We start from the raw sequence: 23,506 nt of genomic DNA, 5'->3' as shown, positions 1-23,506 counted from the left end.
AGCCGAACAGAACCGAGCAGTATCGGACCAGGCTGAGCAAGCCCCCGGTGGTGTCCGTCGCCCCACGTACGCTGAGGCGATGGACACCACCGGTCGGCGAAGCACCGAGCACGACGCTGACGCGACTCCTCGTCGGCGATGGATCCTCACCGGCCAGCTCGGTCCGGCGTTCGACGACGGCGGACCGATCCTGCTCATCGAATCGAGGTCCACCTTCACGAAGCGACCGATGCACCGGGCGAAGGCGCACATCTTCCTCTCGGCCATCCGACATCGTGCGGCGGAACTCGGCGACCGGGCGGAGTTCCACCAGGTCGACCGCTACGAGGAGGTCGTCGAGTTCGGCGCCGACCTCGAGGTGATCGACCCGACCTCGTGGACGGCTCGGCGCTTCGTCCGTGAGCGCGGCCTCCGGGTGCTCCCGAGCCGCGGCTTCGTGACCTCGGAGCCGGACTTCGCGGCCTGGGCGTCGACGCGGGACGGCAAGCGGCTCCTCCTGGAGGACTTCTACCGCACGGTGCGGGAGCGGACCGGGATCCTCATGCGCGGCGACCAGCCGGAGGGCGGCCGCTGGAACTACGACCACGACAACCGCAACCCGCCGCCGAAGGGAGCCGCCCGGCTCGGTCTGCCCGAGCCGCTCTGGCCTGACGAGGACGACATCGACGCGCAGGTCCGGGAGGACCTCGACCGGTGGCAGCGCGACGGACTGGTGCAGCTGGTCGGCGACGACGGGCCCCGGCGCTTCGCGGCCACGGCGGCCGAGGCGGAGGCGGCGCTGGCGGACTTCATCGAGACCAGGCTCGGCGACTTCGGCCCGTTCGAGGACGCCATGCTCGGCGGCGACTGGACGATGGCGCACTCCCTGCTGAGCGCGCCGCTCAACCTCGGCCTGCTCGACCCGCGCGACGCCGTCGAGACCGTGGTCGCCGAGTACCACGCCGGTCGCGCGCCGCTGTCGAGCGTCGAGGGCTTCACCCGCCAGATCATCGGCTGGCGCGACTACGTCTGGCATCTCTACTGGCACCTCGGCGAGCCGTACCGGACGAGTCACAACGCCCTCGGAGCACACGAGCCGCTCCCACGTCAGTTCCGCGAACTCGACGCCGCCGCCATTCAGTCCAACTGCCTCCGCGAGACGATCGACGGGATGCGTCGCCACGGTTGGGCGCATCACATCCAGCGGCTCATGGTGCTCGGCAACTGGGCCATGCAGCACGGGTACGACCCGGTCGCACTCAACGACTGGTTCATCGACATGTTCGTCGACGGCACCCCCTGGGTGATGCCCGCGAACGTCATCGGCATGTCGCAGCACGCGGACGGCGGCATCGTCGCGACGAAGCCCTACGCCTCAGGCGGTGCGTACATCGACAAGATGTCCGACTACTGCGGTGGGTGCGTCTTCGATCCCAAGGTGCGGCTGGGCGAGGACGCCTGCCCCTTCACCGCCGGATACTGGGCCTTCCTCGACCGCGTGGAACCGCGCATCCGGCACAACACCCGTATGGCGCAACCGCTGGCCGGGATGCGCCGACTGTCCGACCTCCGCGCCGTCGTCGACCAGGAGCGCACCCGCGAACAGTGGTGATCGGAGCAGTCGTCCAGCCCCGCGCGACCCCTCGACCGGTGGGGGACGCGTCGCTAGGCTCGGCACATGACGCCCAGTGATGCAGCATCAGACCCGCAGATCGCCGCACTCCAGGCTGCCGCCGCCCAAGCCCAGGCCGAGCTCGAAGCCGCCCAGGCGCAGGCGGCACTCGCCGCAGCCAAAGTGAAGGCGGCCGAGGCGGCAGCGGCGCTCGCCGGGGCCGGGATCACCGCGTCGGGCGGGGCCACGGTGGCGGCGGGCTCCGGTTCCGCGAGTGACGCGGCGGCCGCCGAGGCCCCAGCCGATGTCCGGGCGGACGTTCCGACCGACGACGCGGTCGATGGCGACGCCAGCAGCACCGCGCCCAGCACCGATGACCTCAGCGCCGACACCATCGGCCCGGGACCGCTCGGCCTCGACGACGTGCTGAAGATCCGCGACGGCTACGTCGTGCACGGCCCGGCGCTCGAGATGGGAGCACTGGTCAACGGGGAACCGGTGCCCGCGGTGCAGGTCCGCATCCCGCTCAGCGTCATGAACCGGCACGGGCTCGTCGCCGGCGCCACCGGAACCGGGAAGACCCGCACGCTCCAGGGCCTCGTCGAGCAGCTCTCGGCCGCCGGCGTCCCCGTGTTCGCCGCTGACATCAAAGGTGACCTCTCGGGCATCGCGACCCCGGGGGAGTCGAACGAGAAGCTCCTCGACCGCACCCGCGGCATCGGCCAGGACTGGACGCCGGCCGCCACGCCGACGGAGTACTTCGCGCTCGGCGGCGTCGGCAAGGGCGTCCCGGTCCGCGCCACCATCGCCGCTTTCGGCCCGCTGCTGTTGAGCAAGGTCCTCGGTCTCAACGCCACGCAGGAGTCCAGCCTCGGTCTCGTCTTCCACTACGCCGATCAGGCGGGTCTGCCACTCCTCGACCTGAGCGACCTGCGCGCGGTCCTCACCTACCTCGCGAGTGATGAGGGCAAGGGCGAACTGCAGGAGCTCGGCGGGCTGTCGGGCGCCACCGTCGGGGTGATCCTGCGGGAGCTCATCACCTTCGCCGACCAGGGCGCCGACGTCTTCTTCGGCGAACCCGAGATCGACACCGCCGACTTCATCCGCCTCGACCCGACCGGCAAGGGCATCGTCAGTCTGCTCGAGGTGCCGGGCGTCCAGAATCAGCCGGCCCTCTACTCGACGTTCCTCATGTGGTTGCTCGCCGACCTCTTCAACACCCTCCCCGAGGTTGGCGACCCCGAGAAGCCGAAGCTCGTGTTCTTCTTCGACGAGGCGCACCTGCTGTTCCGCGACGCGTCGAAGGACTTCCTCGCGCAGATCACGCAGACGGTCCGGCTCATCCGGTCCAAGGGTGTCGGCATCTTCTTCGTCACCCAGACGCCGAAGGACGTCCCGGGCGAGGTGCTCGCGCAGCTCGGGTCCCGCGTGCAGCACGCCCTCCGTGCGTTCACCCCGGATGACGCCAAGGCGCTCAAGGCGACCGTGTCGACCTACCCGACCTCCGGCTACGAGCTCGGCGAGGTCCTCACCTCGCTCGGTACGGGTGAGGCGGTCGTCACCGTGATGAACGAGAAGGGGGCGCCGTCGCCGGTCGCGTGGACGAGACTGCGGGCGCCGCAGGGACTCATGTCGCCCAGTGCCGACACGGCGATCGACGCGGCGATCGCGGCGTCACCGCTGCTCGCGCGGTACGGGACGCCCGTCGACCGTGAGTCGGCGAGGGAGATCCTGACCGCGAAGCTCGAGGAGGCCAACCAGGCCGCGCTCGCCGCCGAGGCCGAACTCGAGCGGCAGCGCATCGCGGCGGAACTCGCGAAGCAGCAGGCCGCTGCCGACAAGGCCCAGGCTGCGGCGCAGAAGAAGGCCGACGCCGAGTACGAACGGTTGCTCCGGAAGACCGCCGGCACGACCCGCCGGACGTCGACGAGGTCGTCGTCGACGTCGTCGAAGAGTCCGCTCGAGGAGATCCTCGGGTCGAAGGCGACGCGGTCGATCCTCACCGGGGTCGTCGAGGGCATCTTCGGGACGCGTCGCCGCCGCTGAGCTGCGGCTCCGTCTGTTCATCGACGCCCAGGTCTCTGAGCGGTGTCCCGGTCCGGAGCGGTGTCTCGCCCCGGGAGCGGTGTCCCGGTCCCGGAGTGGTGTCCTGGTCCTGCGAGCGGTGTCCTGGTCTCCGAGCGGTGACCCAGTTCCCGAGCGGTTTTCCGGTCCCGCGAGCGACTACCTCTCGTCTCGGAGCGGCCTTCCGATCCCCGGAGCGGATTTCCGGTCCCTGAGCTTGTCGAAGGGCCTACCGGAGGCCGTCCTCGGCGAGGCGACCGATCTCGATGGTGGCGCGGGCGTCGTCGAGCAGCCCGTCCTGCAGCGACCACACGGCGGACAGTGCGGAGCGCGCGACCACCCACTCGAGGAGGACGGTTCGCGGCAGGCCGAGCGATCGACGCACGACGTCCACCCGCTCGGCGAACAGCCGTGGGTTCCGCGCCGTCGCTGGATCGGGGTTGCTGAACAGCGCGGTGGCGTCGAAGGCGCGGTGGCCCACGATGCCCTTGGGGTCGATCGCCCGCCAGTCGCCGGGTGCGAACTCGAGCACGTTCATGTGGTGGAGGTCGCCGTGGAGCACGACGACGTCGGCAGGCGTCGTGGTGTCGAGCAGTCGACCGGCGAGCTCCCGCCCACGCTCGAGGAACGCGGCGCTCGCCGGATCGCCGAGGAGGGTGCCGAGGGTGGACGCGTCGTCGGCGAGCAGCTCGCGGAACCACCGGCGGAGCGTCGGGAGCTCGGCGATGACGCCACCGGCATCGATCTGCGCCGGTGTGGGGATCGCCGTGTGCAGGGTGTCGAGCACGGAGCACAGGATCGCGACGGCTCCGAGGTCGTCGCCTGCGCGGGTCAGCGAGGCGAGATCTCGGCCGCCGGTCGCGCGTTCCAGGACGATCGCGTGGTCATCGCCCGCGAACACCGCTGCACACCCGCCACCGCCCCATGCCGCGAGCAGCTGACCGCCGAGTGCTTCTTCCTCGACGAGGGGAACCTTGAGCATCGCCGGTCGTCCGTGGTGCGTCACGGGGAGCAAGCGGCTCGACGGCGTCACGATGAGCTCGCCGTCGGGCACGAGCCGCCACTGCTCGACGGCCGCTTCGATGCCTCCTGGTCGCCATGTCACGGGACTCAGCCTAGGCAACCCGATCGGACCCGGTGCCTGGGTCGCGCCTCGGGCGGTCCCTGGGGTGGTCGCTGGGTCGCGCCTCGATCGCCGCGTCGATCGCCGCCTCGATCGGTCCCTGAGCTTGTCGAAGGGCACACGAAGGAACGTCGCCCTTCGACAGGCTCAGGGACCGGGGAGGGTGTGCCTCAGGGGTCGGGGAGGGTGGGCCTCAGGGACCGGGAAGGTGGGGCTCAGGAACGGCGAGGATGGGGCTCCGGCACCGGGGAACGCCGGTTAGGCTGGCGCGGTGACCGAGATCCGCGCGTACCGACCGTCCGACCGCGCCGCCGTGGCGGCGATCTGCACCCGAACGGGCGACTCAGGGGCGGACGCGACCGGGCAGTTCAGCACGGACGACCTCCTGCCCGACATCTACGCCTTGCCCTACGTCGAGCACGAGCCCGAGTTGGCGCTGCTCGTCGACGCCGGCTCGGGTCCGATCGGGTACATCCTGGGCACCGCGGACACGACCGCCTTCGACCGCTGGTTCATCGAGCGCTGGTGGCCGACCGTCGAGGGGAAGTACGCGGCGGCCGCGGCCTCCGGTGCCGCCTCGGAGGGGGAACGCGGCATCGTCCGATCCGCGACCGATCGCGGCGGCCTGGCCCCGGAGCTCCTCGCGCAGTATCCGGCCCACCTGCACATCGACCTGCTGCCGGAGACGCAGGGGATGGGTGTCGGCAGACGGCTCATCGACGCGTTCTGCGAGCTCCTCGCGGAGCGCGGCGTCCCGGGCGTGCACCTCGGCGTCGGCGTCTCGAACACCGGTGCGCAGCAGTTCTACCAGCGGACGGGATTCACCCGGGTCGAGGGCGGTCCCGGGGCCCACTGGTACGCGAAGACGCTCTGACTCGAGCTGCATCCCGCCCGAGCCGGATGCCGGGTGGTGCGACGACGCCCTCGCGCTCCGTCGCGGTAGCCGGGCCAGGCCGACTCAGCGACAGCAGTTCGGCTAGAGCAGTTCGGCGCGCGCCCAGCGCAGGCGCTCGAGCGGGGTGAGGAGGTCGGGGTGGTCCTCGCGGAGATCGTCGAGCGAGACCGGCTGGCGAGGTCGCTCCACCGGGCCGTCGTAGGCGGCGACGACGGCCGCGATGCTGTCCGTGCTCCATCGGTTGCTGCGCATGCGGAGGAGCGGGCGGTTCTCGGCGTCGCAGACGAAGAACTGCGAGCTCGCATGCAGACCTCGACCACGGAATTCGAAGAGCAGGCTGCGGCCGATCGCCTTCCGTGGAACGAACCGCTGCCGCCCGACGATGGGCTGCTCGACGAACCCGTCGTGCCGCACGACGATGCGTTGGCGACGGGACAGGACGGCGACGCCGAGCAGCACGATCATGCCGATGATGCCGAGCGTGATGACCCACGTGCGTTCGACGCTCGGGGCCGGGCCGACGAGCCAGAGCGAGACGCCCCAGACGGGGAGGACGACGATGGCGGCGCTCAGGACGGCGCTCCAGAGCACGCGAGGATGCGGTCTGACCGTCACCGGTTCATCACCCCGTTGCACCACGCACTCACCCCCGCCGACCATCGTGGCCTGCTTTCAGTGGGCGGACAATCCGCCATCTGGGGGACAAGTAGGACGAATGCCCCACTCTTCGACGCGGTGCGCCCGGTTGCCCCGGAACACTTGACTTCTCGCTCCCGCGATGTGCAATATATTGCATGCCCGCTCCCGCTCAAGCCAACCCGCATCGCCGAGCGCTCCTCCGCGACGACGTCTACCAGTCGCTGCGCAATGCGATCGTCGACGGGACCTTCACTCCGGGCGAGAAGCTCGTCGACACCGAACTCGAACGCTGGCTCGGCGTGAGCCGCACGCCCATCCGCGAGGCCGTCCTGCGTCTCGCCCGGAGCGGGCTCGTCATCGCGAAACCCGGACGGTCGACCGTCGTCGCCCCACTCGACAGCCGGGCGACGTTGCAGGCACAGGCGGTCGCCGCCGCCATGCACGAACTCGCCGTCCGTGAGGCGGTACCGCACCTGAGTTCGTCCGACCTGGACCGCATGCGCGCGGCGAACCGTGACTTCGCAGCCGCCCTCCAGCGTGACGATGCCGAGGCCGCGCTCGCGGCCGACGACGCCTTCCACGCCGTGGCTGTGGACGTCGCCGGGAATCCGTTCATCCGTGATGCGCTCGAGGCGGTCACCCCGCTGCTGCGACGGATAGAACGGTTGCGGTTCTCCTCGGTCGCGGCACGTGGGTCGATCGCGCAGCACGACGCCGTCATCGAGCGCTGTGCGGAGGGGGACGTCGACGCGGCGGCTGCCCTTGTCCGAGGCAACTGGACGACCCTCGCCGACCTCGTCCTCGCCCACCTCGACGAGGACTGAGCAGCGCCCACCACCCGACCCGTTCCCCGACATCCCGCCGCACCACCGAGACCCAGGAGCCACCACATGTCCCTCAGCGACTTCGCCCGCTACCCGCTCACCTTCGGACCGAGTCCCGTCCACGAACTCAACCGCCTCACCGCCCACCTCGGCGGCGCGACCATTTGGGCCAAGCGCGAGGACGTCAACAGCGGTCTCGCCTACGGCGGCAACAAGACCCGCAAGCTGGAGTACCTCATCCCCGATGCGATCGCGCAGGGTGCCGACACGCTCGTGTCGATCGGCGGCTACCAGTCCAACCACACGCGTCAGGTCGCGGCGGTCGCGGCGAAGCTCGGAATGCAGGCGGTGCTCGTGCAGGAGAACTGGGTGGACTGGCCAGACTCCGTGAACGACCGGGTCGGCAACATCATGCTGTCGCGGATCATGGGTGCCGAGGTCCGTCTCGATCCCGCGGGCTTCGGCATCGGCTTCAAGTCGAGCTGGGAGCGCGCCCTCGACGACGTGCGCGAACGCGGCGGCACCCCGTACGCGATCCCGGCCGGTGCGTCGGACCACCGGCTCGGTGGTCTCGGCTTCGCGAACTGGGCCGCCGAGGTCGAACAGCAGGAGCGTGAACTCGGGGTGTTCTTCGACACGATCGTCGTCTGCAGCGTCACCGGGTCCACGCACGCCGGTATGATCGCCGGGTTCGCCGGGCAGGACCGACCGCGCCGGGTGATCGGCATCGACGCGTCGGCGAAGATCCAGGAGACCCGCGACCAGGTCGCACGCATCGCCCGCAACACGGCGGAGCTCATCGGCCTCGAACGCGAGCTCCGCGATGACGAGATCACGGTGTTGGAAGGATGGGCCGGCGACCTCTACGGGATCCCGGTCGAGTCGACGATGGAGGCGATCCGCCTGACCGGTCGGCTCGAGGGCGTCATCATCGACCCGGTCTACGAGGGGAAGTCGATGGCGGGCCTCATCGACCTCGTGACGAGTGGTGACATCCCGGCGTCCAGCAACGTCCTCTATGCGCACCTCGGTGGGCAGCCGGCGATCAACGCCTACAGCGCCCTCTTCCGCGACTGAGCCGGTGCCGGGTGTCCCGCCCGAGCGAGGTGCCGGCGCGGTGCGCTGAGCCGAGGTGCCGGTAACCGGTGTCAGCGCGGTGCGCTGATGCGAACCCAGGGGAATCGGCGTGAGCGCGGGTCAGGCGAACGAGCGCGCCCCTCTGGAGACCCGCGCTCACGTCCATGACCCGCGCTCACGTCCATGACCCGCGCTCGCGTCAGCGCACCGCGCTGGCATCCGTCCGGAGACCCGCGCTCGCGTCAGCGCACCGCGCTGACGCACTACCAGGGTCGATGGTCGCGGTCCAGGGTCGGGCGGCGGCGCGCGGCGGTGCGAGACTTGGACCTCCACGACGCGAGGAGGTCGCATGCGCGCACCGATGGAACCCCGACACCAGACGAGGATCGCATGATCCGTCTGCAGTCGACCGCCTGGCCTTCCAGCGGCACCTCCCTCGACCTCGACGCTCTGCACGACGCGGCCACGGAATCGTTGGCGAGCATCGAGTCGCGCCTGGCGTTCACCTCCACAGCCGTGCGACTCATCGGTCCGCTCGAACAGCACACCGCCGGGCGCGTCTTCGCAGGACTCGGCGCGATCGCGGCGGCCGACGTCACGCTCGCACGCGTCGTCGAACCGCACCTCGACGCACTGGCCATCCTGCATCAGGCCGACCTCGAACCGCCGACCGTCTCCACCTGGGGCGTCTTCGCGGCCGAAGCACCCGGGCTGCGTCTCGACGCGACCCTGGTCGACGACGCCTGGCAGCTGACCGGCACCAAGCCGTGGTGCTCCCTCGCCTCCCACCTGAGCGACGCCCTCGTCACCGCCCACACCGCGCCGGGCGAGCGGCGGCTGTTCGCCGTCGCACTCACCGATCCCGGGGTCACGACCGACGACAGCGCCTGGCTCGCCCGCGGACTGCCGCTCGTCCCGAGTGGCCCCGTCGGCTTCGACGGCGTCCCGGCGTCTCCGGTCGGCGACGACGGGTGGTACCTGCGACGCCCCGGCTTCTCCTGGGGCGGGATCGGCGTCGCCGCCTGCTGGTGGGGCGGCGCGATCACGCTCGTCGACCGCCTGCTCGCCGCGGCACGCACGCGACCCGACGCCGACCTCCTCCTACGCACGCTCGGCGCCGCGGCCATCGACCTCTCGATCGCCGAGCAGGCGATCGCCGACGCGGCCCAGGCCATCGAGCACGGCCACGCCGACGACACGGCCGGCCCGCGCCTCGCCCAGCGCGTGCGGTCGACGGTCCGCGGTCGGGTCGACGCCATCCGCGCCGGGGTGCTCGGAGCGCTCGGCCCCGGCCCGCTCACCTCCGAACCCGCCTACCTCGCTCGGATGTCCGACCTCGAGCTCTACGTCCAGCAGGACCACGGCGACCGCGACCTCGCGCGCTACGGCCGCATGCTGGTGGAGGCCGACTGATGCCCGCCTTCGACCACCGCGACCCCGGCACGTCGGCAGCCGCCTGGGCGACCCGCTTGCACGAGCTCGACCTGCCCGTCTGGGACGGCTGGCGACATGCCACGGGCGTCGTCGCGCTGTCGCCGCACCCCGACGACGAGTCGCTCGGAGCCGGCGGGCTGATCGCGGCCGCCGCGGCCGCCGGGATCCCGGTCGAGGTCCTCCTCGTGACCCTCGGCGAGGGATCGCACCCCGACTCGCCGACCACCACCCCCGAGGAACTCGCCCCGCGCCGGGAGGCGGAGTTCGTCGACGCGGTCGGTCGTCTCCACCCGACGGTCGGGTTCGACGTCCTGCACATCCCGGACGGCGGCCTCGACGCCGAACGCGCGCGCATCGCGCAGCGACTGCGGGCAGCCGTCGCCACTGCCGGATCACGACCGCTCATCGTCGCCCCCTGGCGCGGCGACGGGCACCGCGACCACCGGATCGCGGGCGAACTCACCACGGCCCTCGCGACCGAGCTCGACCTCGCGCTCGTGGAGTTCCCCATCTGGCTCTGGCACTGGGCCGACACCGACGACGCGACCCTGCCGTGGGCCGAGGCGCGGATCGTCCCGCTTGACGCCGCGGCGCACGGGGCGAAGATCGCCGCGATGGACGCCTACCCCTCGCAGACGGAGCCGCTCTCGGATGCGCCGGGCGACGAGGCGATCGTCGACCACCACCACCTGCAGCACTACGCACGGCGGTTCGAGGTGCTGTTCCCGAACGGGCGTGCGCTGGATCTCGCGCCGGGTTCCGACCCGGATGCGGGTGCGGCAGCGGACTCCGACACCGACGTCGCCACCGACAACGCCACCGCGACGGACACCGTCGTGACTGCCGACACCACCTCGCGCTCGAAGGAGTCGTTCGAGGACCACTACCGCGACCACCCCGACGGCTGGGACTTCGGGTCCTGGTATGAGGAGCGCAAACGTCGGGTCCTCCTCGCCGCCCTGCCGCGCCAGCGCTACGGCTCGGTGCTCGAACTCGGCTGCGCGACGGGTGTCCTGACGGAGCGGCTCGCGGACCGCAGCGACGACGTGCTCGGTGTCGACATCGCCGAGGCGCCCCTCGAGATCGCCCGTCGACGGGTGCCCGCTGCCCGGTTCGAACGGGGGACGCTCCCGGACGACTGGCCGAGTGGTGTCTTCGACCTCGTGGTGATGTCTGAGGTCGGCTACTACCTGTCCGCGACCGACCTCGACCGGGTCATCGACCACCTCCTCGGCTCACTCACGCCCGGCGGGAGTATCGTCGCGTGTCACTGGCGGCACCCCGACGACCACGCCACGACCTCGGCCGAGTTCGTCCATCGCCGGTTGCTCGAAAGCTGGCCCGGCCGTCGGTCGGTCCAGCACGTCGAGGACGACTTCCTGCTCGACGTCCTCGTGCCCGCCGATGAGGCGAGCGTCGCTACGGTGGACGGTCTGACGGGCTGATGCTGCGACGGATCGATGCCGTCGTGCCCGCACACGACGAGGAGGAGCTGATCGGGGCGTGCCTCGATGCGCTGCTCGTCGCGCGTGCCGCCGTGCTGCGTCCTCGTCCCGAGCTGCAGGTGGGGATCGTCGTGGTGCTCGACGACTGTCGCGACGACACGGCGCGGATCGTCCGGGAGCGGTTGGCAGGCTTCGATCCCGAGGAGGCGGTCACCGTCGTCATCGACGAGCGCAGTGTCGGGGCGGCCCGGCGGGCCGGTGTCGCGGCCGCTGGGCGATCGGGTGATGCCGGGTCGGATGCTGCAGGCGTCTCAGAACGTTGGATCGCCAACACCGACGCCGACTCGCGCGTTCCGGAGGACTGGTTCTCCGTGCACGCCCGTGCCTTCGACGACGGTGTCGACGTCCTCCTCGGGACCGTCCGTCCCGACTTCACGGACTTCTCCGAGCGCGACATCGAGCGCTGGATGGAGACCCACCCGCCCGGACATCTGCCGGGCAACGTGCATGGGGCCAACCTGGGTGTCCGTGCCGATCGGCTCGACGAACTCGGCGGCTTCCGTGAGCTGGCCGAGCACGAGGACGTCGATCTGGTCGAGCGCGCCCGCGCGGCGGGTCTGAGGGTCGTGCCGACGCCGGATGCACCCGTCGAGACTTCGGGTCGGCGACGTGGCCGGACCCCGGGTGGCTACGCCGCGTTCCTCGCCGAGACCTACCCGCGATCCTGACGATCCCGCGCGTCTGAACCCCCGGCCCGCGTCGACCGGTCCTATCCGCGCGTCTGTGGATCGACGATGACCTCGGTGACCTCGCCGAGGTCGAGCACCGGGTACCGGGAGACGGCCCCGACCTTCTCCTCGCTCGCCAGCACGTACACGTCGGTGCTGCGTTCGGCGAGGGCGCGTTTCGTCGCGGCGTCGTCGAGGTCGCCGGTGGTGAGGCCGTGTTCGGGATGGAAGCCCGTGACGCCGAGGAAGCAGGCATCGGCGCTCAGGTGACGGATGGCCTCCGCGGCGAGAGCGCCGCCCGCGACCATGGAGTGACGTCCGAGTTCGCCCCCGATCATGATGACGCGCGCCGGCGAGTGCTCCGCCACGGCGAGGGCGACCGCCGGGCTCGGGGTGATGACGGTGAGGGTGGGGTCGTCCGGGAGGAGTCGCGCGAGGGCGAGCGCGGTGGTGCCGGCGTCGATGATGACGGTGCTGCCTGGTCGGATCCGTTCGACGGCGATGCGGGCGACGCGCTCCTTGCTCGCCGTCCCGAGGGACAGCCGATCGTGGAACGAGCGGTCGGCCGCGGGGACCGGGAGTGCACCGCCGTAGACGCGGACGCAGAGGCCGGCTTCGGCCAGCTCGCGGAGGTCTCGGCGGATCGAGTCCTCGGAGAGTCCGAGCGCAGCGGCGGCGTCCTTCGCGACGATCCGCCCGTCGCGGTCGAGGAGGTCGATCAGGTGCGATCGGCGTTGGGCGCTCAACATGCGTGCTCCTTCATGATGTTGCACGATTGTGCACGGTTAACGCTACAGTGCTGGACATGACAACGCCACTCCTCATCCTCATCGCCGGCCCCTACCGTTCCGGGACCGGCGGTGATCCCGACGCCATCGCCCGCAACCTGGAACGACTCGAAGCTGCTGCGGCGCCGATCTACGCGCTCGGTCACGTCCCGATGATCGGGGAGTGGGTCGCGCTGCCGATCCTGCGGGGGATCGACACCGCGTCGGGTGACGGCGACGTGATGTACGAGACGGCGAGGCGGCTGCTCCAGCACTGCGACGCCGTGCTCCGGTTGCCGGGGGAGTCGTCCGGTGCCGACACCGACGTCGCGATCGCCCGTGAGCGCGGGATCCCCGTGTACACCGACCTCTCGGAGATTCCAGCGCTCGAGGGCTGAGGTCGCTTGCTCGCGGAGTCCCGGCGCTCGGCTAGGCTGACGCGCGTGCTCGACGACCTCAGGATCCGCCGCTACCGCGACACCGATGCGCGGGCGACCAGGTCGATCTTCGAACGCGCGGTGCGGGTGACCGCAGCCGCTCACTACACGGCCGAGCAGCTCGCCGCATGGGTGCCGGACGAACCGGCAGTCGCCGTGCTGGACGACTGGGCCGACCGACGTGCCGCGGTGACGACGTGGGTGGCCGAGCTCGACGACGCGGTGGTCGGTTTCACCGATCTGGACGTCGAGATCGGCTACCTCGACATGCTGTTCGTCGATCCGGACGCGGGACGACACGGCGTCGGGTCCGCGCTCATCCGTCAGGTGCTCGACGAAGCCCGGGCGGTGGGGCTCCACGAGGTGACCGTGCAGGCGAGTCGGACGGCGCAGCCGGTGTTCGAGCGCCACGGCTTCGTCGTGGTCCGCGAGCAGCGGGTCGAGCGTCGTGGGGTGCTCATCGAGAACGCGGTGATGCGGATACCCCTGGACGCCTCGACGGGGTGATGCTCCCGAGACGGCCCGCGCGCCCGGCGGGGTGTCGCCAGCGCGGTGCGCCGACCCGAGCGCGGTGGTGTGGGTGCCGGCGCGGTGCGCCGACGTGAGATCGCTGCAATCGGCGCGAGCGCGGGTCATGGACGTGGGCGCGGCCCTTCGGAGACCCGCGCCCACGCGTGTGACCCGCGCTCGCGTCAGCGCACCGCGCTGGCAGTCCGTCAGGCGTCGGCGAGTTGGGCCTCGGCACGCTCCGGCGAACCGGCTGCGAGCCCGCGGTCGATGGCGCGTCGCGAGCCGAGCCAGAGCAGGACACCGACCAGGAAGACGATGACCTCCGTGACGGTGAGCGACCAGACGATGCCACCGAGTCCGAACCACAGGTTGCCGAGGAGGACGATCGGGACGAACAACACGCCCTGGGTGACGGCCATGACCGCCGCGGGGAGCGCTCGCCCGGTCGCTTGGAAGAGCGAGGTGATGAGTCCGGTGAACCCGTTGGCGATCATGGCGGTGAGCTGGGCGACGAGGATCGTGACGCCGAGACCGAGGACGGCGGGGTCGGCGATGAACGCGGAGACGATCGGTTCGCGCAGGACGAGGACGACGCCGGCGAAGAGGACCGAGATCCCGCCGACGGTGAGTGCCGAGGCGCGGAGAGCCGACCGGAGGCGCGCGCCGTCGCCCTTGCCGAACGCGTAGGCGAGCAGCGGGAGCACACCGAAGGTGACGCCCATGACCAGGAACTCGGGCACCTGGGCGATCCGGACCGCGACGCCCATGGCGGCCAGCGGGGCGTCTCCGTAGGCCGCGGCCAGCGTGTTCAACACGAGCGCGGTGACGATGAGGAACCCCGACTGCAGGAGCGTGCTGACCCCGACACCGAGGACCGGCTTGAGGATCGTCGGCGACAGGGTGAACCAGCGCGGTGCCAGGCTGACGTGCTCGCTGTTGCGCTGCAGCCACGCCACGAAGTAGACGAGGACGCCGAGGTTCGCCAGTCCCATCGCGAGTGCCGCGCCGGCGACGCCCCAGCCGAACCCGAGGATGAAGACGAGATCGAGGACGAGGTTCGCCATGGCCGACGCGATGAGGGCGATCATCACCTGACGGGCGGCACCCTCGGCCCGCACGAGCTGTTCCAGGCAGAACGCGGTCGCCATGACGGGGACGAACGCGAGTATGACGCCGATGAACGCCGAGGTCGCGGGTGCGGTGACCGCGTCCGCCCCGAGCAGCGACACGAGCGGGCCGAGGAACACGAGGCCGATCCCGCCCAGGACGGCGCCCGTCAGGAACGCGCCCCAGACGGAGAAGGAGGCGGCCCGTTTGATGTCTCCGGCCTGTGCCGGGTCGTGTTCGGAGGCGCCCAGGAGCCTGGAGATGAGCGCGCCGCCGCCGACGCCGAACAGGTCGCCGATCGCCATGATCAGTCCGAGGATCGGGGCTCCGAGGGTGATCGCGGCGAGGAGCGAGGTGTCGTGCAGCGAGCCGACGACACCCGCGTTGATGAGGTTGTAGACGGCGCTGACGACCAGGGCCGCCGCCATCGGGACACACAGATGGATGAGTGCCCGGATGATCGGGGCGGTCGCGAGGTACCAGCGGTTGCTGCCGACCGTGTCGGCGGCGGTCGATGGTGCGTTGTCGGCCGATGTCGCGGTGTCGGTCGAGGGTGCGGTGTCGGTCGAGGCTGTGGTGACGGTCGGTGGCGCGGTGGCCGTCGACGGTGCGGTGCTGCTGGGGAGGGGCGTTCCGGTTGTGGGATCGATGTGGTCTTCGGGGTGCATGGCAGGCTCCGTTTCGGGCAGGTTCCGGGCGCGACGATGAGCGCCGGCGCGGCGAGGGTTCGTTGGTGGGGTGGTCGTCCGGCGCGGGCCGAGCGGTCGGGCTCAGCAGGCGTCCGGGCGCGACGGACAGCGCCGTCGTGGCATTCGCGGTCGCCATCGCGTGCGGCGGTCGGCGGATGACGCGGCGAGTGGTCTCGGCGCGTGGTCAGTGAGCTCGGGTTCCCGAGCGGTGATCAGCGGGTCGGCTGCGGCAGGTGCGCCGTGAGCTTCGTGAGCAGAGCGTGCAGGGTGTCGCGTTCGCTCTGGTCCAACGGGGTGAGGATGCTGTCGTCGGCCTCGGCCATCGCGGTCTCGAACCCGGCGATCAGGTCGGTGCCGCGCTGCGTGGCGAAGACCCGCTTGGTGCGGGCGTTCCCCGCTTCGGCGCGTCGTTCCACGAGCGCTCGGCGTTCGAGTCCCTGCAGAAGACTCGAGACGCTGGCGGCGCTCGTCCGGCTCACCTCGGCGATGTCGCGTTGGATGGAGCCTGGATGCTGGACGAGGTACCCGAGGACGAAGGCCTGCTCGTGCGTGAGTTCGCGAGCGCGGATCCAGTCTTCGCCGGCTTTGCGTTGTGCCCACGCGATCCAGCGGAGCAGTTGGAGTGTGCTGCTGAAATCGGGCGTCTCGTCATCCATGGTTAGAACGCTAACGCTTCGAGTTCTAACTGTCAACCATCGAATTATCGATCTGCTCGGCGCGGTGCGCTGACGTGAGTTGGGCGGACTCGGCGTCAGCGCGGTGCGCTGACACGAAACCAACGAGTTCGGCGTGGGCGCGGGTCGTAGCCCTGAGCGCGCCCCTCCGGAGACCCGCGCTCACGCGTGTGACCCGCGCTCACGCCAGCGCACCGCGCTGGCACCACGGAGAGACGTCGCTGGGGAGGCCCGCAAACGCAGAACGCCCCGCACGAGGCGGGGCGTTCATGGTGCAGCTGGCGGAGAATGGGGGATTCGAACCCCCGAGGGCGTTAACCCAACACGCTTTCCAAGCGTGCGCCATAGGCCACTAGGCGAATTCTCCAAGGCAGTTTGTGAAAAACGGCCAGATAGCAGCATACCTGGTTCCCGGACCGCCGCGCGCCACCCGGCCCCGCCGCCGCGCTCCGAGCCCGGCCGAGCCCGGCCGAGCCCGGCCGAGCCCGGCCGACCACGAACGCGAGCGGTCGAACACACCGGCACGGAGCACCACTCGTGTCAGCTCGCGGCAGGCGGCCGCCAGTCGACCCGTTGATCACGCCGCAGCACGAGCGACCGGGGGAGGACTGCCGCGAGCACGCGTTCGAGCGGTTGACTCGCCGACCGCAGGGCCGCCTTCGCGTCATCCAACACCGCGTCGACCGAACCGGCGCTCGCCGCACCACCAGCCGAGGAACCGACCCGGGGATCGCCCCCGATGTCGCGTCGCTCTCCAGCACTCGGCGCATAGCTCTCCCGCTCGACCGCCGCCACGAGCCGGTCGACGGCCGGTGACTCGATCCGGAACTGCCCGCGCAGCCTCGACGCGAACCCACGGGGTGACTCCGCCGACGTCACGGGGAAACCGAGGTCGCGGGCGGTGTCGAGGAACTCCGCCCAGGCCCAGCCCGCCGAGGTCCCGTCGCCCAGTGCACGCCGACGCCCGGCCGCACGCCGGAGACCCCGGGCGATCGACGGGGTGGCGAGCAGCACGAGCACGCCGAGCAGGATCGCGAGCGGGACGAGGGCGGCGGTGAACGCCCCGTCGGACCGGGTCGAGGTCGGTCCGCCGAGCGCGTCCGCGGTGGGGGTGGGGGTCGGCGCCGCGGTCGGAGCCGGACGGCTGTCGGGACTCACCGATCCGCTGCCGGGCGTCGCCGTGCTCGCGTCGCTGAACTGCGTCACGACCCCGCGGCTGGCCGTCGGCTCGAACGGCACCCAGCCCACGCCCTCGAAGTACAGCTCCGGCCAGGCGTGCAACTGGTCCGAGGTGACGATGTAGGTGTCGCGGTTCGCCGGGGTGTTGTCGATCGTCGTGCCCGGCAGGTACCCGATGGCGATGCGCGCGGGGATGCCGAGGACGCGCGACATCACGGCCATCGCGGACGAGAAGTGGATGCAATAGCCGGCCTTGCGCTCCAGGAACGTCGCGATGACCTCGGCGCCGCTGCCGTCGAAGCCCTCCTCGACGGGTGCCGACTCCGAGTACTCGAAGGTGCTGCGGAAGTAGCGCTGCAGGGCGATCGCGCGGTCGTAGTCGGTGGAGGCGGTCGCCGTCACGTCCGCAGCGGTGTCACGGATGATCTGCGGCAGGTCGTCGGGCAGCTCGAGATAGGGGGCGGCTGACGCCGGGTCGGCGACCGGCGGGACGTCGCGCATCTGCTGTGCGGTCGGCAGGATCGCGGTACTCGTCGCCGTGTAGGTCTGCCCGCGGGTGGATCCACGCTCCGCCATCGCCGTCAGCCCGGCGGCCTCGAACCGCCAATCACCGCGGAGCCCGTCGACCTGCTGCGTCGGATACGGCAACGGCAGCCACGGGCTCGACAGCGAGTCCACCGTGACCGTCGTCTCGAAGGTCTCCACCGGGATCGCCTCGCTGAGTCCGGCCGGCGCGGGGAAGGCGTCGAGCGTGTTGCCGTCGTTGTAGCCCGAGTTGTCCGGTCCCCAGACGGTGCCGGTGAACTCGTTGAGATCGGTGACCTTGAGGTACGGCGGTTCGTCCGCGGTGGTCGTGTACTCGAGCGCGGTGGTGTTCGCGGGGCGCCGCAGACTCTGGCCGAGTGAGATGAGCGGGTTGATGCCGTTCACGAACGGACCGCTCCCGCGGGCGCCGGCGGTCACGTCCCGGACGGCGAGGTCCGGGAGCACGGCCGGTGTGAGGAGCGCGACGACCACCGCGACGGCACTGACGAGGACGGCCGGACCGAGGCCTCCGAAGCGACCGGCACCGGTCATCGCCGACGGTCCGGCGCCGCGTCCGTCGCCGGCAGCCCGGGCCGAGGCGAGCGCTCGCAGCACCTCGCGGCGCCGGACGTCCTCGCGGAGCAGCCAGAGGAAGGAGAGGGCGACGAGCGCGAACACCCACGGATCGAGCGGGAACGACACGGCGACCGTCGGCCCGGCGTACACGGCGAAGACGAGGACGGCCGCGAGCACCGGTGCGTGGCGGCCGAGCACGAGCCACGCGACCGCCAGCGCGACGAGGCTGCCGCCCGCGGCCATGACGAAGACCACGCCGGCGTCGGTGTCGAGTGGGGCCGAGCCGTCGTGGAAGGTCTGGAACCCGGCGTCACGCAATCGCTCGAAGGCGCCGAGCGTCGTCGGGGTCGGGACGATGCCGATGATCGCCGTCTCACTGGCGAAGAACAGCGTGATCGTCAGCAGCCATGCGATGCCGGCGCCGAGCCACACGAACACCGCCGGCAGTCTCGTGCGGCGGAGGAGGATCGCCGTGGCGAGGACGATCGCGATGACGAGGTTCGTGACGAACCACCAGTCGAGCGCGTCGAGCACCCGCCCGAATCCGAGGCCACCCGTCGCGAGGAGCAGGAAGGCGGCGAGTCCCAGACGCAGGTCGCCGACGTTCGCGGTGTCGCGCGGGTCCTCTCTGCGTCCGCCGGCGCCTCCCGACCAGGAGCCGCCACTGGTTCCGCCGAGGGACGGTCGCCGTGGGTTCGACGAGCCGACACCAGGACGGACCCCCGCCGGCACGCCTCCGCGAGACGACACTCGGCCACGGGCGGCGGCCGCCGCGCGGCGATCCTCAGCGACGGACATACGCACCTCCGGCACCCTGGCGCCCACCCCGACCACCACGACCGCCCCGGCCGGAAGACTGCGGCGCCAGCGTGGTGGTCACCGGACCGCTCGTGCCGGACCACAGGGCCTGGAACGATGCGCCGCGCTCGCCGACGTGGCAGCGCCACCCGGCCGATTCCAGGAGCTCGATGGACCGACGCCGACCGCCGGCCGGGAGCAGTGCGACGGGGAGTGGTGAGAGGTGCGCGACCGCGGTCAGTTCACCGAGGTCGCCCTCCTCCACGTCGCCGAGGATCGCGATGACCGGCTGCGACCGGCGTGCGGCGATGACGGGTGAGAGGTCGAGGAACCGATCGGGTCGGACCGACGGACGCAGGAGGGCCAGGTCGAGCAGCGCGGCATCGAGATCGTCCTCCTCGAGATGCTGCCCGCCGCGGGCGAGCGCGTCGCCCATGTCGCCGACGGGGCTGGACCGCAGGCCACCGGCCGCGGATCTCGCACTGATCTCCCGGGAGAGCTCCTCGGTTCCGGCGCCGACCAGGTTGACGCGGTTGTCGGCGTCGACGAGGTGGGCGGTGATCGAGGCCGCGAGCGACACGGCCTGCTCGAACGCCGGCAGGTACGACGGATCGTCGTCGGGCCAGGCCCAGTGGGCCGCGGCGGTGTCGAGGAGGACCGTCGCCTCGGGGTCGTTCTGCTGCTCCTCCTGCCGCACCATCAGCTCACCGTGGTGCGCGCTCGCCCGCCAGTGCAGTCGGCGGATCGCGTCTCCCGGCAGATAGGGGCGCGCGATGATGTCGTCCTCGCCAGCGCCGACGTGCAGCGACGACGGACGCGTGGAACCGTCGCGGCTGGCGGTGAGCGCGGGGATCTCGGGCAGGACCACGACCTCCGGTAGGACGACGACCGCATGCGTCCCGCCGACGTCGCGCCGACGGACGACGAGTCCGAACGGGTCGCTCACGGTGAGTCCGAGCGGGCCGAGCTCGTGCTCTCCGCGACGCAGTGCCGTCACGGTGTACTCGGCCGTTCGCCGGCGCGATCCGATGCCCGCGACGCCGGTACTCGGCAGGGTGCCCTCGGCGCTGCCGGCGAGTCCGGGCGGCACACGGTCCTTCCACTCCGTGTGGACGTGGGGGAGCGCGCTCGTCTCGGCGATCGTGACCTCGACGGCGATCCGCCCGCCGACCGCGACGAGGTCGGGCCGGGTGGTGCGGTCGACCCGGAGCGACGGCCGTTCGAGGTAGACCGCGCCGAAGCTGGCGGCGACGAGCGCGACGAGCAGTCCGGCGGCGGCGAGCAGCTCCGGAGAGCCGATCCCGCGCGCGAAGATGAGGCACACGCCGGCCGCGACGAGCACGCCGACCGCGCGTCTCGTCAACGGCACGCGACGCTTCATGGGCTCAGAACCTCCGGTGCCGGATCACGGCGATCCGGCGGTCGCGGTGCGGGGCCATCGGTTCAGGACCTCAGCTCGGTGCGACCGGAGTGCGGCACGGGTGTCCGCTCCAGCAGCTCGGCGAGCACTTCGGAGACCGCCTGGACGCCCGAGCGGTCGTGGGCGCTCACCGCGCGGCGGGTGGGGATGAGCCGGTGGGCGAGGACCGGTGCCAGCAGCTGGTCGATGTCGTCGGGGAGGACGAACTCGCGGCCGTCGAGCGCTGCGAGGACCTTGGCCGCACGGACGAGTTGCAGGGTGGCACGCGGGCTCGCGCCGAGGCGGAGTTCGGGGTGCACACGGGTCGCCTGCACGAGCGAGACGCAGTACTGCTCGACGATCGGCGACACGAAGACGCCGCGGGCCCAGGCTATGAGGCGCTCGACGTCGCCGCGTGACGCGACCGGACCGATGGTGTCGAGCGGGTTGACCGTGTCGCGCTGGCGGAGCATCGCGAGCTCCGCGGACGCGTCCGGGTATCCCATCGAGATGCGCGCCATGAAGCGGTCGCGCTGGGCCTCCGGCAGAGCGTAGGTGCCCTCCATCTCGAGCGGGTTCTGTGTGGCGACGACCGTGAACGGCGACGGCAGGGCGTGCGTCTCGCCGTCGACCGTCACCTGACGCTCTTCCATCGACTCGAGCAACGCCGACTGGGTCTTCGGCGAGGAGCGGTTGATCTCGTCGGCGATGACGATGTTCGCGAACACCGCGCCGGGCTTGAACTCGAACTCGCGGTCGACCTGGTTGAAGATCGAGACGCCGGTGACGTCCGACGGGAGCAGGTCGGGCGTGAACTGGATGCGGCGGACGGTGCTGCCGACGGACGCGGCGAGGGCCTTCGCGAGGACGGTCTTGCCGACGCCGGGGACGTCCTCGATGAGCAGGTGGCCCTCGGCGAGCATCACGATGAGCGCCATCCGCGCGGCGAACGGCTTGCCGTCGAGGACGCGCTCGACGTTGTCGAGGATGCGCTCGGCCAGCACCTGGAACTCCTCGGCGTTCAATGCCGGCTTCAGTTCGGCGACGGTGTCCCGTGGGGCGCGGCTGGTGTTGCTCTGCTCGGTCATGGTCGGCTCCTGCGGTCGTGGTCGAGCATGCGCTTGAACAGCAGCGCGACGATGGTGGCGAGGCCGATCGTGATGAGGGTCGGGGCGAGTGCTCCGAGGAACTGCATCCAGAGGTAGTTGTCGGTCGGGCCGCTGTCGCCGACGAAGCCGCGGTACAGCAGGGTGAACGACTGCCACAGCCCCACGCCGCCGCCCAGGGTGAGGACGACACCGACGATCCAGAGGCCTCGCTCCCAGACGACGGCGCGGACCCGGTGGGCGTCGGCGGCGTCGAGGTACTCCTCGTATCGCTGCTGGTCGAGCTGGGTCTGCTGCGCGTCGGGACCCGCCACCCCAGGCTGATCGGCGACCGCCGCGGTGTCGCCGGCCCGGGCTTCGAACGGGTGGATGCGACGATCGGTCTGCGAGGGCATGCCGCGGGACGGCCGGGCGCGCGGGCCGTCGTCGAACCGGTCGTCGGTCGGCGGGCGGACGGGGCGACCGTCGGTGGGCGGCTGGATGAGCTGCGGGGCGATCTCCTCGAGCGAGGCGAGGCGGCTGCGGCGGCCGGTGTCGGAGGCGTTCGGGCGCGTGCGCTCGTCGGTGTGTCCGCGCTGGAACGCGGGGTCGTAGCGTTGGTCCATCGTCGGCCTCCGTCGCGCTGCGTACATCGTCCGGGCCGGAACCCGTTGCCCGATCCTAGGACTGATAACGAACAGGTAACACCCCTGGACGTGTCGCCCACAGGAACTCCATATGTGCGCCAGGTCGCGCACACACGGTGCCGCTGCGGGTCAGGGAACTCTTCGGAGCCGACGTGCCCAACGGTTGTGCGGCCCTTCGACAAGCGCAGGGAGCGGTGTTCGTTGCCCGTCCCGTTCTGGTCCCTGAGCTTGTCGAAGGGTGGGGTGTTCTGCGGAGACGACGACAGGCCCGGGAACGGGGGTCCGTTCACCGAGCCTGTCGAGGCGCAGGGGCCTACAGCGCCGCGAGCGCCTCGCGGATCGGCATCTCGCCGCCGATGACCTCGAACTGCGTGCGGGACGCCGCGCCCGACTCGACGAGCGCGAACAGCACGGCGGCGACGTCGGCACGCGGGATCGAGCCGCGGTCGGTGGTCGTCGCGGCGGTGATCGTTCCGGTCGGGGCGTCGTCCGTCAGGCCACCGGGGCGCACGATCGTCCAGTCGAGGTCGCGCCCGCGGAGGTCGGCGTCGGCCTCGGACTTCGCCCGCAGGTAGACCTGGAACACCTCGTCCGAGTCGGGGTCGAAGTCGTCGGCACCCATCGACGAGACCATCACGTAGCGCGGGACCTTGGCGAGCTCGGCGGCCTCGGCGAGGAGGATGGCGCCGTCGCGGTCGAGGGTGAGCTTGCGGTCGGCGCCGCTGTTCGGGCCGGCTCCCGCCGCAAACACGACGACGTCGGCTCCGGCGAGTTCGTCGGCCAGTTCTGCCGCCGAGGAGTGCTCGAGGTCGAGGACGATGGCTCGTGAGCCGATGCCCTGGAGCTCGCCGACCTGCTCGGGGTTGCGGATGATGCCGGCGGGGGAGTGTCCTGCTTCGGCGAGCAGTCGCTGCAGGTGCAGGGCGATCTGTCCGTGTCCTCCGGCGATGACGACGTCGGTCATGTGAGTCCTCTCGTTCGATGCGGTCCCGGTCGGTGCGCCGCCCGTTCGTGGGGACGGCGGTCGATCGGTGGTCTGGGGCCAGTGGTCCCAGATCCGCCAGTCAACGCCTCAACCGTGGCGTACGCAACCCGGTCGCGGCTCGGGTACACTAGGTGACGGCTCCCCGCGTGGCGCCATCCAGGCCAACTCCCCCAGGGCGGAAACGCAGCAAGGGTAACCGGGCTCTGGCGGGTGCGCGGGGAGTCTTTTCGTGCCCGCGCCGCCCTGCTCCCTGGCCGCCGGCGCCGCAGCAGGACATCCGCCTGGCAGCAGGACATCCGGCGCCCGTT

Annotated in this window: 20 protein-coding genes, 1 tRNA gene and 1 other RNA gene; 11 read left to right on the top strand and 11 right to left on the bottom strand. The window is 71.2% G+C overall.

Annotated features, from left to right (window positions below; genetic code table 11):
- Window positions 1-79 precede the first annotated feature (79 nt).
- Together BWO91_RS15335 and BWO91_RS15330 are read left to right on the top strand one after the other, a co-directional pair.
- A complete protein-coding gene (locus tag BWO91_RS15335) occupies window positions 80-1,591 on the top strand; it encodes a cryptochrome/photolyase family protein (RefSeq protein WP_079003192.1) in 1,512 nt (503 codons plus the stop codon).
- Between the two features lie 66 nt (window positions 1,592-1,657).
- Window positions 1,658-3,637, top strand: a complete 1,980-nt coding sequence (locus BWO91_RS15330; protein WP_079003191.1) for a helicase HerA-like domain-containing protein — start codon at window positions 1,658-1,660, stop codon at window positions 3,635-3,637.
- Window positions 3,638-3,884: 247 nt separating this feature from the next.
- On the opposite strand, the gene BWO91_RS15325 is transcribed toward BWO91_RS15330, so the two are convergent.
- The gene (locus BWO91_RS15325) at window positions 3,885-4,760 is read right to left on the bottom strand and encodes an aminoglycoside phosphotransferase family protein (RefSeq protein WP_167620514.1); all 876 of its coding nucleotides are present in this window, start codon (window positions 4,758-4,760) and stop codon (window positions 3,885-3,887) included.
- A gap of 289 nt (window positions 4,761-5,049) precedes the next feature.
- Here BWO91_RS15325 and BWO91_RS15320 point away from each other — a divergent pair, with 289 nt between their 5' ends.
- Window positions 5,050-5,652, top strand: coding sequence for a GNAT family N-acetyltransferase (locus BWO91_RS15320; protein ID WP_079003189.1), 603 nt, complete (start codon window positions 5,050-5,052; stop codon window positions 5,650-5,652).
- Window positions 5,653-5,754: 102 nt separating this feature from the next.
- Here BWO91_RS15320 and BWO91_RS15315 read toward each other — a convergent pair whose 3' ends face one another.
- Window positions 5,755-6,264 (bottom strand): hypothetical protein, encoded by a 510-nt coding sequence (locus tag BWO91_RS15315; protein ID WP_079003188.1) that lies wholly within the window; start codon window positions 6,262-6,264, stop codon window positions 5,755-5,757.
- 203 nt (window positions 6,265-6,467) lie between these two features.
- Here BWO91_RS15315 and BWO91_RS15310 point away from each other — a divergent pair, with 203 nt between their 5' ends.
- The 5 genes from BWO91_RS15310 (at window position 6,468) to BWO91_RS15290 (ending at window position 11,820) form a co-directional block, all read left to right on the top strand.
- Entirely contained in the window at window positions 6,468-7,136 is a 669-nt protein-coding gene (locus BWO91_RS15310; protein WP_079003187.1) for a GntR family transcriptional regulator, read from the top strand.
- Between the two features lie 66 nt (window positions 7,137-7,202).
- Window positions 7,203-8,213, top strand: a complete 1,011-nt coding sequence (locus BWO91_RS15305; RefSeq protein WP_071258893.1) for a 1-aminocyclopropane-1-carboxylate deaminase — start codon at window positions 7,203-7,205, stop codon at window positions 8,211-8,213.
- Window positions 8,214-8,603: 390 nt separating this feature from the next.
- Window positions 8,604-9,626 (top strand): acyl-CoA/acyl-ACP dehydrogenase, encoded by a 1,023-nt coding sequence (locus BWO91_RS15300; RefSeq protein WP_079003186.1) that lies wholly within the window; start codon window positions 8,604-8,606, stop codon window positions 9,624-9,626.
- A complete protein-coding gene (locus BWO91_RS15295) occupies window positions 9,626-11,092 on the top strand; it encodes a bifunctional PIG-L family deacetylase/class I SAM-dependent methyltransferase (protein WP_079003185.1) in 1,467 nt (488 codons plus the stop codon). Before BWO91_RS15300 ends, BWO91_RS15295 begins: the two co-directional genes overlap by 1 nt.
- A gap of 23 nt (window positions 11,093-11,115) precedes the next feature.
- A complete protein-coding gene (locus tag BWO91_RS15290; RefSeq protein WP_240555536.1) occupies window positions 11,116-11,820 on the top strand; it encodes a glycosyltransferase in 705 nt (234 codons plus the stop codon).
- A gap of 41 nt (window positions 11,821-11,861) precedes the next feature.
- On the opposite strand, the gene BWO91_RS15285 is transcribed toward BWO91_RS15290, so the two are convergent.
- Window positions 11,862-12,569 carry a DeoR/GlpR family DNA-binding transcription regulator gene (locus BWO91_RS15285; protein ID WP_079003183.1) on the bottom strand — a complete coding sequence of 236 codons (708 nt, stop codon included), beginning with the start codon at window positions 12,567-12,569 and terminating at the stop codon, window positions 11,862-11,864.
- Between the two features lie 56 nt (window positions 12,570-12,625).
- Here BWO91_RS15285 and BWO91_RS15280 point away from each other — a divergent pair, with 56 nt between their 5' ends.
- Window positions 12,626-12,985, top strand: coding sequence for a hypothetical protein (locus BWO91_RS15280; protein WP_064294966.1), 360 nt, complete (start codon window positions 12,626-12,628; stop codon window positions 12,983-12,985).
- A 45-nt stretch (window positions 12,986-13,030) separates the two neighbouring features.
- Window positions 13,031-13,531, top strand: a complete 501-nt coding sequence (locus BWO91_RS15275) for a GNAT family N-acetyltransferase (RefSeq protein WP_167620513.1) — start codon at window positions 13,031-13,033, stop codon at window positions 13,529-13,531.
- 209 nt (window positions 13,532-13,740) lie between these two features.
- Here the strand turns inward: BWO91_RS15275 and BWO91_RS15270 are convergent, their stop codons facing one another.
- The 8 genes from BWO91_RS15270 to BWO91_RS15235 all read right to left on the bottom strand — a co-directional run bounded on the left by BWO91_RS15270 (window position 13,741) and on the right by BWO91_RS15235 (window position 23,177).
- On the bottom strand, window positions 13,741-15,309 hold the full coding sequence (locus BWO91_RS15270; RefSeq protein WP_079003181.1) for an MATE family efflux transporter: 1,569 nt from the start codon (window positions 15,307-15,309) through the stop codon (window positions 13,741-13,743).
- 233 nt (window positions 15,310-15,542) lie between these two features.
- A complete protein-coding gene (locus tag BWO91_RS15265) occupies window positions 15,543-15,986 on the bottom strand; it encodes a MarR family winged helix-turn-helix transcriptional regulator (protein ID WP_064294964.1) in 444 nt (147 codons plus the stop codon).
- A gap of 297 nt (window positions 15,987-16,283) precedes the next feature.
- A tRNA-Ser gene (locus BWO91_RS15260) sits at window positions 16,284-16,371 on the bottom strand.
- Between the two features lie 173 nt (window positions 16,372-16,544).
- Window positions 16,545-19,082 carry a transglutaminaseTgpA domain-containing protein gene (locus tag BWO91_RS15255; protein ID WP_079003180.1) on the bottom strand — a complete coding sequence of 846 codons (2,538 nt, stop codon included), beginning with the start codon at window positions 19,080-19,082 and terminating at the stop codon, window positions 16,545-16,547.
- Window positions 19,069-20,463: a DUF58 domain-containing protein gene (locus BWO91_RS15250; protein WP_079003179.1), complete on the bottom strand. Its 1,395-nt coding sequence runs from the start codon at window positions 20,461-20,463 to the stop codon at window positions 19,069-19,071. Before BWO91_RS15250 ends, BWO91_RS15255 begins: the two co-directional genes overlap by 14 nt.
- A 62-nt stretch (window positions 20,464-20,525) precedes the next feature.
- The gene (locus BWO91_RS15245) at window positions 20,526-21,569 is read right to left on the bottom strand and encodes an AAA family ATPase (protein WP_064294961.1); all 1,044 of its coding nucleotides are present in this window, start codon (window positions 21,567-21,569) and stop codon (window positions 20,526-20,528) included.
- Window positions 21,566-22,192, bottom strand: coding sequence for a hypothetical protein (locus tag BWO91_RS15240; protein ID WP_079003178.1), 627 nt, complete (start codon window positions 22,190-22,192; stop codon window positions 21,566-21,568). The genes BWO91_RS15245 and BWO91_RS15240 overlap by 4 nt, the downstream gene beginning before the upstream one ends.
- 334 nt (window positions 22,193-22,526) lie before the next feature.
- Entirely contained in the window at window positions 22,527-23,177 is a 651-nt protein-coding gene (locus BWO91_RS15235) for an SDR family oxidoreductase (protein WP_079003177.1), read from the bottom strand.
- A gap of 154 nt (window positions 23,178-23,331) precedes the next feature.
- Between BWO91_RS15235 and ffs the strand changes: the two genes are divergently transcribed.
- Window positions 23,332-23,428: signal recognition particle sRNA small type (gene ffs, locus BWO91_RS15230), an RNA gene on the top strand.
- Window positions 23,429-23,506 lie beyond the last annotated feature (78 nt).

This window comes from Plantibacter flavus (genome assembly GCF_002024505.1).
Classification (GTDB): domain Bacteria; phylum Actinomycetota; class Actinomycetes; order Actinomycetales; family Microbacteriaceae; genus Plantibacter; species Plantibacter flavus_A.
This window is presented reverse-complemented; position numbering and strand designations above follow the sequence as displayed.

Coding starts and splice junctions, on each gene's coding strand:
- BWO91_RS15330 (WP_079003191.1), top strand. CDS start 1,658: ATGACGCCCAGTGATGCAGCATCAGACCCGCAGATCGCCGCACTCCAG.
- BWO91_RS15300 (WP_079003186.1), top strand. CDS start 8,604: ATGATCCGTCTGCAGTCGACCGCCTGGCCTTCCAGCGGCACCTCCCTC.
- BWO91_RS15280 (WP_064294966.1), top strand. CDS start 12,626: ATGACAACGCCACTCCTCATCCTCATCGCCGGCCCCTACCGTTCCGGG.
- BWO91_RS15270 (WP_079003181.1), bottom strand. CDS start 15,309: ATGCACCCCGAAGACCACATCGATCCCACAACCGGAACGCCCCTCCCC.
- BWO91_RS15245 (WP_064294961.1), bottom strand. CDS start 21,569: ATGACCGAGCAGAGCAACACCAGCCGCGCCCCACGGGACACCGTCGCC.
- BWO91_RS15235 (WP_079003177.1), bottom strand. CDS start 23,177: ATGACCGACGTCGTCATCGCCGGAGGACACGGACAGATCGCCCTGCAC.
- BWO91_RS15310 (WP_079003187.1), top strand. CDS start 6,468: ATGCCCGCTCCCGCTCAAGCCAACCCGCATCGCCGAGCGCTCCTCCGC.
- BWO91_RS15305 (WP_071258893.1), top strand. CDS start 7,203: ATGTCCCTCAGCGACTTCGCCCGCTACCCGCTCACCTTCGGACCGAGT.
- BWO91_RS15240 (WP_079003178.1), bottom strand. CDS start 22,192: ATGGACCAACGCTACGACCCCGCGTTCCAGCGCGGACACACCGACGAG.
- BWO91_RS15255 (WP_079003180.1), bottom strand. CDS start 19,082: ATGTCCGTCGCTGAGGATCGCCGCGCGGCGGCCGCCGCCCGTGGCCGA.
- BWO91_RS15265 (WP_064294964.1), bottom strand. CDS start 15,986: ATGGATGACGAGACGCCCGATTTCAGCAGCACACTCCAACTGCTCCGC.
- BWO91_RS15335 (WP_079003192.1), top strand. CDS start 80: ATGGACACCACCGGTCGGCGAAGCACCGAGCACGACGCTGACGCGACT.
- BWO91_RS15285 (WP_079003183.1), bottom strand. CDS start 12,569: ATGTTGAGCGCCCAACGCCGATCGCACCTGATCGACCTCCTCGACCGC.
- BWO91_RS15250 (WP_079003179.1), bottom strand. CDS start 20,463: ATGAAGCGTCGCGTGCCGTTGACGAGACGCGCGGTCGGCGTGCTCGTC.
- BWO91_RS15295 (WP_079003185.1), top strand. CDS start 9,626: ATGCCCGCCTTCGACCACCGCGACCCCGGCACGTCGGCAGCCGCCTGG.